This window comes from Ancylobacter aquaticus (assembly GCF_004339465.1).
GTDB lineage: Bacteria > Pseudomonadota > Alphaproteobacteria > Rhizobiales > Xanthobacteraceae > Ancylobacter > Ancylobacter aquaticus.
Window position 1 is genome coordinate 86,354 of the sequence record NZ_SMFY01000002.1, and the last position, 9,326, is coordinate 95,679.

Sequence of the window (9,326 nt, forward strand, 5' to 3'; positions counted from 1 at the left end):
TATGCAAACGAACCTACACCAAAGATAGGCATTTTCGCCGGCAATGTCAACATATAGATCTAGAGTTTCTTGCCGGCACAAAAACTGGACCAGTTCGCCATGAGGGCGCGGCGCTTCTCGAGCGCGTCTTTCCGCCGATAGGCGGCTTCAACGCCCTGAATCGTATGCGCGAGTGCCGCCTCGCACACCTCTCTAGGGTAGGCGGTCATGTCGCCGGCCCAGTCCCTGAACGACGATCGGAAGCCGTGTAGCGTCACCGCCTTGTTGGGCGCCGCCTTCGCCAACGACTTTACCAGGGCGGTGTCCGATATCGGCCGGCCCTCGCGCTCACCTTCAAACACGAGGGCGCCGGATCGGACGGCAGCCCGCTCTTTCAGAATGTCGACGGCGCGGGCGGGGAGGGGGACACGGTGCTCGACGCCGGCCTTCATCCTCGTTGCGGGGATGGTCCATAGCGCCTTGTCTAGATCGATCTCTTCCCACGCCGCGCTACGGACCTCACCGGAGCGCCCGGCCGTGAGGACCATAAACTCGATCGCCCGTGCCGAGGTGCTTTTGCTCGAGCGCAACTCGGCCAGAACGGCAGGCACGTCGTGATAATCCAGGGCGGCGTGGTGCCCGCGGGAGAGCTTCTTTTGGCGCGGCAGCAGTTTATCGAGATTGCCTTTCCAGGCCGCGGGATTGTCGCCGCTGCGCAATCCACGCGCCTTCGCGTAGTCCAAGACGATGCCGATCCGGCTTCGCAGGCGGTCGGCCGTCTCGGGACGCTCAGTCCAGTGTGGCGTGAGGCAGGCCACCACGTCATCGACCGAAACCTTGGCGACTGAAAGGTTATGCAGCGGCTTCGCGTATTCTCGGAGCGTCATCTGCCATTGCTGACGATGCTTCTCGTTCTTCGACTCCTGTGCCTTCAGATCCAGCACCGCCTCCATCGCCTCCGCGAAGGTCAGTTCCTTCTTCGGCTGGCGAGGGCGGGGGTCTTCACCCCTTGCCAAGGCTTCGCGGATGGCGTCGGCTTTTTCGCGGGCCAGCTTCAGCGACACCGGCGCCGTACCTGCGCCATGTCCGCCGAGGCCGATCTCGCGGCGCTCGCTCCCGCGGCGCCAGATGAAAATCCAGTTCCGGCTTCCGCCTTTCTGGATCCGCAACCAGAGGCCATCGCCATCCCCGTAGATACCGGGCTTTGTGAGGGTTCGAATCCCGCTTTCGGTCAATTTGTGACGTGGCACGTTATGACAATCCCGAGGAACTGGCGGACACCGAATTTCTTCGACGCTTATCATAACGACGATTTTGACGATAATGATTTTTTCAGCGTTTTCAGCGACTAACGAGCCGAAATGTCAGTAAAAACGGCGGAGGGTAGGACTCCGTCTCCGCCAACAATCCTTTTCTGTTGCATTGCAACGCCTGCATTTACCAAAATCGTCGAAAAACAACGACTCTGCAACACAACACTGTTGTAGTCGTGTTGCGTCGCCTTGCATCTTGGTCCCCGGGGGATCAACGTTGCCCCTCATCCACCACGAATGGGGGTCCGAAGCATGGCGCTGACCGATATCGAGGTCCGCAAGGTTCAAGCCAGGGAGAAGCCTTTCAAGCTCGCCGACTCAGGCGGGCTCTACATGTTCGTGTCGCCCAGCGGGGCGCGGTTGTGGCGGCTCAAATACCGGCACGCGGGCAAAGAGAAGGCCCTCGCCATCGGCCCCTATCCGGCCGTCGGCCTCGCCGAGGCTCGCCGCGAGCGTGACCTTGCGAAGTCGTCGCTCAAGGCCGGCCGGGATCCCGTCATCGACCAGCGACGTCGGAAGGAGGCCGCTGCCGATCGCGGCTTCGAGAAGATTGCCCGCGAATGGTTCGAGGTGAAGAGGCGCGGGTGGACCCCGGTCCATGCCAACGACGTCATCACCAGCCTCGAGCGCGACGTCTTCCCAGAGATCGGAGCCCGCGACCTCACCGACATCGTGCCACGCGACATCTTGAACCTGTTGCGGCTCGTCGAGCAGCGCGGCGCCATCGAAACGGGGCACCGGCTGCGTCAGCGCATCGAGGATGTCTTCGCCTTTGCAATGGGCATGGGCGTCGCCGACGACAACCCGGCCACGGTGGTGGCGAAGGCGTTGGCGCCTGTCGTGCGCGGCCGGCAGCCTGCCGTCGAGACGATTGAGGAGGCGAGGGAGGTGCTGAAGCGCGCCGAGGCGACGCCGGCGCATCCCGTGACGAAGCTGGCGCTCCGCTTCCTGGCCCTGACCGTCGTCCGGCCGGGCGTCGTGATAACCACGCCTTGGGAAGAGCTCGACCAGATCGACGCTTGGGATCCGGTGTGGCGCGTGCCGGCCGCCCGCATGAAGCTTCGCCTGGAGCACAAGAACGATCCGCGGAAGGACCATCTGGTGCCGCTTCCGAGGCAAGCGCTCGATATCCTTGCGCATCTGAGGAAGTTCTCCGCGCGGTCGGAGTTCGCGTTCCCCAACCATCGGTTCGCGCAGCGAGCTATGTCGGAGAACGCCATCGGCTATCTGCTGAACCGGGCCGGCTTCCATCATCGCCATGTGCCTCACGGCTGGCGCGCCACGTTCTCGACGATCATGAATGAGCGAAACCCGGCCGATCGGCACGTCATCGAGGCGATCCTCGCCCATGTGCCGGAGAACAAGGTCGCCGCCGCCTACAACCGCGCGCTCTATCTCGATCGCCGGCGGGAGCTTTTGCAGGAATGGGCTGACATGCTCTTGGAAGGGCAGGCGAGGCTTGGCGATATCGTGAAGATGCCGCGGCGCTGATTCCCAGTCCCAAAAGGCCAATGGAAGGCGCGCACGGCCTTGCGGAGCGTTACTATGGATCCTCACGCCTGAACTGCCGGCTGACCGAGTGATCGGTCCCGCACCAGAAATTGCTTTCCATCGTGGACGCGAACGGAAACGGGCCATCCGGCACACGCTCTCCGCAGGTCCGGCAGCGCATCCTTAGCCGGACGTCGTGAATTGTCTCGCCGGGACGAGCGAGAAGCTCCATCGCGGCGGCGCGCACATAGACCGTGCGATGCCCGCATTTGCACTGAAATCCGACGAGGGGGCTCGGCTCGACCATGCGAACATAGGAGGAACACCGCTGCCGTGAGTCAATGCCCTAGGGTACACTCGCGCGGCGCTACGTGTCTGCGCCTCGTTCCGACGATGCGCCGCAACCGGAGGTTAACGTCGATAAGGGGTGCTGATGGGACGTCCGACGTCTATTCGTGACGTGCAATGCACGATATTGACACGATCGCAGTTCCGACAAGGCGATCCTAATAGAAAGCGAACAAGTCGCAGTCACGCTGATATCGGACGACTAAAGCTTTGCAGGGGGGCTTGATGAGACTTTATCCGCCACAGATCGAACCAAATCTCTACGAAGAGGGCTTTGGCGATACGGATCAATTGGGGCGCAGGGCGTCTGGCGAGAGGCTGTCGGAGCTACTCGAACGGATTGAAGATCCGGTCGTGATTGCGCTGGATGGTCCTTGGGGGAGCGGAAAATCCTACTTTCTAAAACGGTGGGTGGGGGCACACACCGCCGAGAATAAGGGTGTTGGAACGACTGTTTATTTCGACGCTTTTGCAAATGATTACTTGGACGACCCCCTAATAGGTCTGACATCGACTATTGGTGAGCGACTTCCTTCTGAAACGGATAAAAGTAAGTGGGATTCTGCGAAAAGAGTAGCTCTCAAATTTGCCCGCCCATCGGCCCGTATTGGTGCGGCCATGATCACTTCAGGGCTTAGCGAGATCGCCGGCCCTCTTCTCGAGAAAGCTATAGCAACCAGTGGACAAGAGATTGACAAGGCTGCCGACGCATTTTGGAGACAAGAAGACGGCAGAAAAGCTGCAATGAAAAAATTTCGTGATATTTTGTCTCAACTAACCCATGCGCCATCGGAAAGTAATGAAAGTTATGATAGGCCACTTATTATTGTCATAGACGAGCTTGATCGTTGTAGACCCGATTACGCACTGTCCGTTTTAGAAGTTATCAAGCATTTTTTCTCTGTACCTAGGGTGCATTTCGTTCTTGGCGTTAACCTGAATGCTTTGGCAAACATCGTCCAAGTTCGCTATGGCGCGGGGATAAATTCGATCGAATATTTAAATAGATTCATTTCGATATCTATGAATCTTCCTGAAGATATACCTGGCCATCAAAATATAAAATCTCAAGTAAAATACTTTGAGATTTCGGCCGATTCCATGGGAATTGAGCACAATCTTGCAATAGTTTGCAAAAGACAGATTGAGATAGTGGCTGATGCGGTCGGAATGTCGCTGCGCGATGTTGAAAAAATACTCTCCCGCCTCGCACTTCTGCCAAAACGAAAGGAACTTGGCAGGTATTATCCAGCTTGGCAAGAAATCGTTGTGTCTTTGGTGCTGATGCAGGTTCTCAGGCCGGATATGTTTAGAATGGCTATCTCCGGCAGAATTGAAATTAGTCAAATTGATGAATTCTATGGTCGATCTGAATTTGCGTCTGAGGTTGAAGACATTGATGCAAACAAATATCATGTAGAAACGATACATGAAATGTGGAAATATGTAATTAATAAAGGAATTGTTGAGGACGGAAGTGAAAATCATATATCTAAGTCGTTTGATGGATGGGGAGGTCGACGAGTTGGAAATTTTATTAAAAATATAAAGAGAGATTTCTTTAGTACATTCGAAGTTGTGAGCCCTGAATAGTATTGGATGTGTTCTTTGTTTTTTATTTCTCGTTCTCTCGGCGTGAGATCAAATCGTCCAGATTAGACGACGAAAGACCCGCTCGCCCGCCCGGAGGAGGGCGGGTTAAGGTAAGTGGAGAAACGCCAAGGATACAATCGGCGGATCTCAGGGGCGGGTGAAGAACCCGCGGATGGCAGCGATCAGCTCGGCCCAATAGGTCCAAACAAGGTACGAAACCCCGCCGAAGACGGTGGAAACGCCGGTCGCGCCGACGGCAATGATGGCCCCGATGCGGTCGCGGAACAGCTTGTTTGCCTCCATCTCCTTCGCGTGCGCGCGCAGAACCGTCTTGTGCTGCTCAACGGCGTCGGCAACAGGCTGGATGGCGTGCTTCACGTCGGAGACCCCGCTCTTCACCGTCGCGATCTCCTCGCGCACCTCGCGTCGGAAGGCGGCGCCGGTCTGACGCTCGATCGACTGGTCGTCCTTGATGTTCTGCACATCGGCGCGCAGGGCGCCGAGGCTCTCCATGATCCGGAGGAGCATCGGATCCGTGTCGGGCATCACCGCTCCCCGTCCGGGGCGCTTGCCGTGCCTGGCGCGCGACGAAACCGGCGATATCGACCACGTGAGCAGGTTCTCGCCGAACACGGCTTGATCCGGCTGCCGATAAGCTCGATGGAGGAGCCATCGTCCTGGGCATAGAGCCGATGGATCAGCGCGGCGTCCTTCGTGAAGTCGACGTCGGGCTCCCGGTCCTCCTCGATCATCGTCCAGAAGTTCCGCGTCTGGTTGCGGATCTTCTTGATCATCTCCTGATGGATCGGGATTTCGATCACCGGCAGCTCGATGCCGTGGTCGACGACCAGCGGCGCAACCGCGCCCCACGCTGCGCCAGCCAGGTGTGCCTCTGTCAGGGTCTGCAGGACGATCCAGAGCGGAGGCGTCACCTCACGGGTCTCGGCGTCGACCCACTTCCGCCGGAAATGATCGGCCTGAACCGACTTGATCTGAACGACGCCGGGCCCCCGCCTCGGGCAGTCGGCGAACACGTCGACGGTAGCGCCGAGGTTTACCGAAGGGTCGCGGAGGTAGACCGCATTCGGTCCGGTGTTGTGGGTGATCGACCACTCCGGCCGCTCTTCCCGAAGAAGCTGCACGGCAACAGGCTCCAGGAGCCGGCCGCGCTTCATCGGGTCGCTCTCTTCCGGGTCCTCATGGGACAGGCCGGTCTTGAGGGCGAAGACGCCATACGGTGTCTGGTAGTCATGCACGCCGAAGAGCGCGCCGACGACGGATGCCGTGATGTCGTTCTTGCGGAGTTCGAGCCACTGCTCTCGTGAACCTGCGGGGATGCGCTCAATAAGCATGAGCGCCCCCAGAGGCCGCCAAAGCGGCCCTGCGAGAAGAGGTCATGTGATACTCTGCCTGAGAGCGACGCGAGCCATTCCCGCGTCGATTTGCAGAGTGTGTTGCAAGTGGAGTTGTTTTGCAACTCGAAGCGCGTGTTTTTTATTGAAATATTTTTGCAGGCCGGGACGTAGAACTGGCACAGGTCCTGCTACGCACGAGCGAGTTTGGGCAAGAACGAACTTGTAGACATCTCTATGGGAACAGGACGCAGCCTTGGGTGAGGGGGCGCCTTGAAGCGCCCCTGACACAAACTAGGTGATTGTATTATTTAATAAATTCAAGGCGCGCGCATAATGCGCTCGTGTGCGTGCGCGCGCAGGAAAGGCTTGCTCGGCTCAGTACAGGCGGAAGGTGGCCGCCACCACGCCAACGACCCGGGCTTGCACGCCCGCACTGCCCTGGGCGGCCTCAAGGCCGGGCGACCATGGCCGAATCACTGTCTGGACCTCGTTCAGGGATTTGCGATGCAGCTCGACCACGACCGGATTGTTGACCGGCGGTGTCCCGACTTGCTGCTCGTAGTCCTGCATGTCTACGGCCAGGACGAACATGCCGTCTTCCAATCCGTCCGCCGGCTCGCCGCGGTAGACGTAGGCGACTTGGCGCCCGCGGTACCGGGCATCGGGCTGTATGAGGACGCGGCCTTTGCTCGTCGTGGAGGGGCGACGCCAGGCGCCGTCTTCGATCACTCCAGCGACCGGAACACCGGCATCAGCGTCGGCGCTGTTCGCGGCCGGTGGCGAGCCGATTTCGTCAGATGCGCCCGTGAGATACTCGACGGAGCATTGGAGCGATCGGGCGAGGGCCTGCAGCGTTTTCTGCTGCGGCTTCTGCTTCCGACCTTCGAGGAGATCGTAGACGAAATTGCGGTGTAGCCCGGCCCTCTGAGCCGCCTCCCACTGTGAGACGTTCAGGGCGTTAAGTCGTTCTTGCACGCGCGATTTCAGCATTTTCCCCTCGATTTGATTACCTCCAGTACGAGGTTTGTCTCGTATTTTGGTCCCTTTTTCAAGCGCGATGGGGCTTGCAAGTCGACGTGGTGTGTGTTGTTTTGCAACTCATGAGCACGAAAGAGAACCTCATTTCGAATATCGAAAAGCTCCTGGCTGCGTACGGCGGGCCGGTGAAGGTCAGTCTCAATCGGGCGATGTTGTCCATCGGACTCTCCCGCAGCCATGCGACCCAAGTTGGTCGGCTCATATCCCGACGCTCGGGTTTCTCGATCGACTTCTACGACCGCGTTGTCCAGGCGTTCTCGGACGCATGGCCGACATATCTCCCTTGGCCCGAGGGTGTGGTTCGGCCGGAGCCGAGCTGTGAAGGGCATTCCCACCCGCGCGACGAAGACACCGCCGCATAAGCGACGGCTCTCCTCACCCCAGGAAAATCATCATGGCGAAGAAAGCGAAACCGAACACTGGTTCGGTCGACCGGGAAACTATTGCCGAATTCGAGAAGCGCTATCTGTCCTTCGAGGAAGAGATGGCGAGCATGAAGGGCTCCTACATGGCCGACTGCAAGTCGGTCCGTGGCGAGATGAAGGAGTTGCTGGTCGAGGCGAAGGATCGGGGCGTTCGCGTTCATGCTTGAAGCGCTCGCAGACGCGCCGCCGGCAAGTTTCATGTCGTTCGTCGACGACGACGCGCAGGCGTTCCAGGAAGTCGCTCCCAACGACACGCCGCAGATCGGCGGTTATCTGCCGGTGCAGCAGGCGCGCCGGACGATGCATATCGACGAGCTCAAGGGCGACATCAACAACATGGCAGAGGTCCTGCCGCAGATGGCCGGCGTCTCCACGCTGGTGGTCCCTGACGACGCTCGCGGGCCGGGCATCGTGCGCGGTCATTCTGCGATCACCGCGGTCGTCGACCGCGTCGTGACCGAAAGCGGCAGGGTCCTCAAGGACAAGGACGTCAAACGCATCCTCAAGCACGGCGAATACCTGCCCGGCGATCGGGTCAGGTTCACCGGCCGCTATCACAATGGCGACCCGGCGCTGCGAGGTCGGGTCGGCGTGCTCCGTAGCGGCGACTACTTCGGCGCGACGTTCTTGCTCGACGGAGAGCACGAGGTGCTTTTGTGCTCCATCGAGAACCTCGAGCACGAGAGCCTGCCGCAGCCGGCGCCGTCCGCAGAAGCGGGAGCGGCCGCATGACCGGGGGCATCGTCATCGCCGCCATCGGCTACGGCCTCACGTCGATTATTGGCGTGGCGCTCGCGATCGGAGTCGTGCGGCGCCTCTGGGAGAGGAAGTTCGATGGCGACGAGCTTGTCGCTTCGTTGATCCTCCTCCTCGTGCTTCTCGGTATGGCCGCGCTGACGCGCTGGATGGCGGGGTTCTGATGGCTGAAGCCTATCCCCTCTCGTGGCCCACCGGCCGCCCACGCAGGCCGGCGCATGCGCGCAAGGCTGCTCAGTTCGGGACGCGCAAGTCGGACGGGCGCGGCTATACCGACAAGCACAAGCTTTCCATCGCGGAGGCATTGGAGCGCTTGCAGCGTGAGCTCGACGCGATCGATGCGCGCTACGTGGTTCTGTCGAGCGATCTCGAACCGCGGCTCAACGGCTTGCCGCGCTCCGGCCAGCGCGAGCCTTCCGATCCGGGGATAGCTCTCTATTTCCGGCTGAGCGACAAGCCGCACTGCCTCCCGTGTGACACCTATGACCGCGCCGCCGACAACATCGCCGCGCTGGCCGCCCACATCGAGGCGACCCGGAGGATTGAGCGGCTCGGCGTGGCGACCATCGCCGAAGCCTTCGCCGGCTTCACGGCGCTGCAGGCGCCCGGCGCCAAGCGCCCCTGGCGTGAAGTGATCGAGTGCGCGGCCGGCGAGCGGGTGACGCGCGACATCCTCGAAGCCCGCTACCGCCGGCTCGCCTCAATCCGTCACCCCGACAAGCCGGGCGGCTCGCACGACGCGATGTCGGAGCTCAACCGCGCCCGGGATGAGGCGCTGAAGGAGATCGAAAATGGTTGAGACCCCGCTCGACATCTCCAAGGTCCGGCCCGTGACGCCGCAGGCCTTGTTCGTCATCGCGGCGCTGCGCCGGCAGGTCGCCGCGCTGGAAGGCGTCGACGAGGCCAGTCTGCCGGCGGAATTCCGCTTCGCCCGCGACGGCATCGAGGTCCGTGTCACGGCGACGACGTGGATCATCTGCGAAGCACCGGAGGCATCGTCATGACCATTATGATCATCGAGGCGGCTG

Annotated in this window: 11 protein-coding genes; 7 read left to right on the forward strand and 4 right to left on the reverse strand. The window is 60.3% G+C overall.

Features of this window, described 5'->3' with window-relative positions; all coding sequences use genetic code 11:
• Nucleotides 1–59 precede the first annotated feature (59 nt).
• A complete protein-coding gene (locus tag EV667_RS09870; RefSeq protein ID WP_131835195.1) occupies nucleotides 60–1,229 on the reverse strand; it encodes a tyrosine-type recombinase/integrase in 1,170 nt (389 codons plus the stop codon).
• 315 nt (nucleotides 1,230–1,544) lie between these two features.
• On the opposite strand from EV667_RS09870, the gene EV667_RS09875 reads away from it, so the two are divergent.
• Together EV667_RS09875 and EV667_RS09880 are read left to right on the forward strand one after the other, a co-directional pair.
• Nucleotides 1,545–2,783 carry a tyrosine-type recombinase/integrase gene (locus tag EV667_RS09875; RefSeq protein WP_245516093.1) on the forward strand — a complete coding sequence of 413 codons (1,239 nt, stop codon included), beginning with the start codon at nucleotides 1,545–1,547 and terminating at the stop codon, nucleotides 2,781–2,783.
• A gap of 573 nt (nucleotides 2,784–3,356) precedes the next feature.
• Nucleotides 3,357–4,724: a KAP family P-loop NTPase fold protein gene (locus tag EV667_RS09880; protein WP_131835196.1), complete on the forward strand. Its 1,368-nt coding sequence runs from the start codon at nucleotides 3,357–3,359 to the stop codon at nucleotides 4,722–4,724.
• 147 nt (nucleotides 4,725–4,871) lie between these two features.
• On the opposite strand, the gene EV667_RS09885 is transcribed toward EV667_RS09880, so the two are convergent.
• From EV667_RS09885 to EV667_RS09895, 3 genes are all read right to left on the reverse strand, one after another.
• On the reverse strand, nucleotides 4,872–5,270 hold the full coding sequence (locus tag EV667_RS09885) for a hypothetical protein (protein WP_165901584.1): 399 nt from the start codon (nucleotides 5,268–5,270) through the stop codon (nucleotides 4,872–4,874).
• Entirely contained in the window at nucleotides 5,270–6,076 is an 807-nt protein-coding gene (locus EV667_RS09890) for a YqaJ viral recombinase family protein (RefSeq protein ID WP_131835198.1), read from the reverse strand. The genes EV667_RS09885 and EV667_RS09890 overlap by 1 nt, the downstream gene beginning before the upstream one ends.
• Before the next feature lie 378 nt (nucleotides 6,077–6,454).
• A complete protein-coding gene (locus EV667_RS09895) occupies nucleotides 6,455–7,069 on the reverse strand; it encodes a helix-turn-helix domain-containing protein (protein ID WP_131835199.1) in 615 nt (204 codons plus the stop codon).
• Between the two features lie 442 nt (nucleotides 7,070–7,511).
• Between EV667_RS09895 and EV667_RS09900 the strand changes: the two genes are divergently transcribed.
• Genes EV667_RS09900 through EV667_RS09915 form a run of 5 tightly spaced genes read left to right on the forward strand, consistent with a single transcriptional unit; the run spans nucleotide 7,512 to nucleotide 9,302 of the window.
• A complete protein-coding gene (locus tag EV667_RS09900; protein ID WP_131835200.1) occupies nucleotides 7,512–7,709 on the forward strand; it encodes a hypothetical protein in 198 nt (65 codons plus the stop codon).
• Nucleotides 7,702–8,274 (forward strand): hypothetical protein, encoded by a 573-nt coding sequence (locus EV667_RS09905; protein ID WP_131835201.1) that lies wholly within the window; start codon nucleotides 7,702–7,704, stop codon nucleotides 8,272–8,274. The genes EV667_RS09900 and EV667_RS09905 overlap by 8 nt, the downstream gene beginning before the upstream one ends.
• Nucleotides 8,271–8,462, forward strand: coding sequence for a hypothetical protein (locus EV667_RS22560; protein WP_165901585.1), 192 nt, complete (start codon nucleotides 8,271–8,273; stop codon nucleotides 8,460–8,462). Before EV667_RS09905 ends, EV667_RS22560 begins: the two co-directional genes overlap by 4 nt.
• Nucleotides 8,462–9,097, forward strand: a complete 636-nt coding sequence (locus EV667_RS09910) for a J domain-containing protein (RefSeq protein WP_165901586.1) — start codon at nucleotides 8,462–8,464, stop codon at nucleotides 9,095–9,097. Before EV667_RS22560 ends, EV667_RS09910 begins: the two co-directional genes overlap by 1 nt.
• Entirely contained in the window at nucleotides 9,090–9,302 is a 213-nt protein-coding gene (locus tag EV667_RS09915; RefSeq protein WP_131835202.1) for a hypothetical protein, read from the forward strand. Before EV667_RS09910 ends, EV667_RS09915 begins: the two co-directional genes overlap by 8 nt.
• The last annotated feature ends 24 nt before the right edge of the window (nucleotides 9,303–9,326 follow it).

Bases quoted from the DNA above. Each gene is read 5' to 3' on its own strand.
- EV667_RS09905 (WP_131835201.1), top strand. From the start codon at position 7,702: ATGCTTGAAGCGCTCGCAGACGCGCCGCCGGCAAGTTTCATGTCGTTC.
- EV667_RS22560 (WP_165901585.1), top strand. From the start codon at position 8,271: ATGACCGGGGGCATCGTCATCGCCGCCATCGGCTACGGCCTCACGTCG.
- EV667_RS09890 (WP_131835198.1), bottom strand. From the start codon at position 6,076: ATGCTTATTGAGCGCATCCCCGCAGGTTCACGAGAGCAGTGGCTCGAA.
- EV667_RS09895 (WP_131835199.1), bottom strand. From the start codon at position 7,069: ATGCTGAAATCGCGCGTGCAAGAACGACTTAACGCCCTGAACGTCTCA.
- EV667_RS09910 (WP_165901586.1), top strand. From the start codon at position 8,462: ATGGCTGAAGCCTATCCCCTCTCGTGGCCCACCGGCCGCCCACGCAGG.
- EV667_RS09880 (WP_131835196.1), top strand. From the start codon at position 3,357: ATGAGACTTTATCCGCCACAGATCGAACCAAATCTCTACGAAGAGGGC.
- EV667_RS09915 (WP_131835202.1), top strand. From the start codon at position 9,090: ATGGTTGAGACCCCGCTCGACATCTCCAAGGTCCGGCCCGTGACGCCG.
- EV667_RS09900 (WP_131835200.1), top strand. From the start codon at position 7,512: ATGGCGAAGAAAGCGAAACCGAACACTGGTTCGGTCGACCGGGAAACT.
- EV667_RS09885 (WP_165901584.1), bottom strand. From the start codon at position 5,270: ATGCCCGACACGGATCCGATGCTCCTCCGGATCATGGAGAGCCTCGGC.
- EV667_RS09875 (WP_245516093.1), top strand. From the start codon at position 1,545: ATGGCGCTGACCGATATCGAGGTCCGCAAGGTTCAAGCCAGGGAGAAG.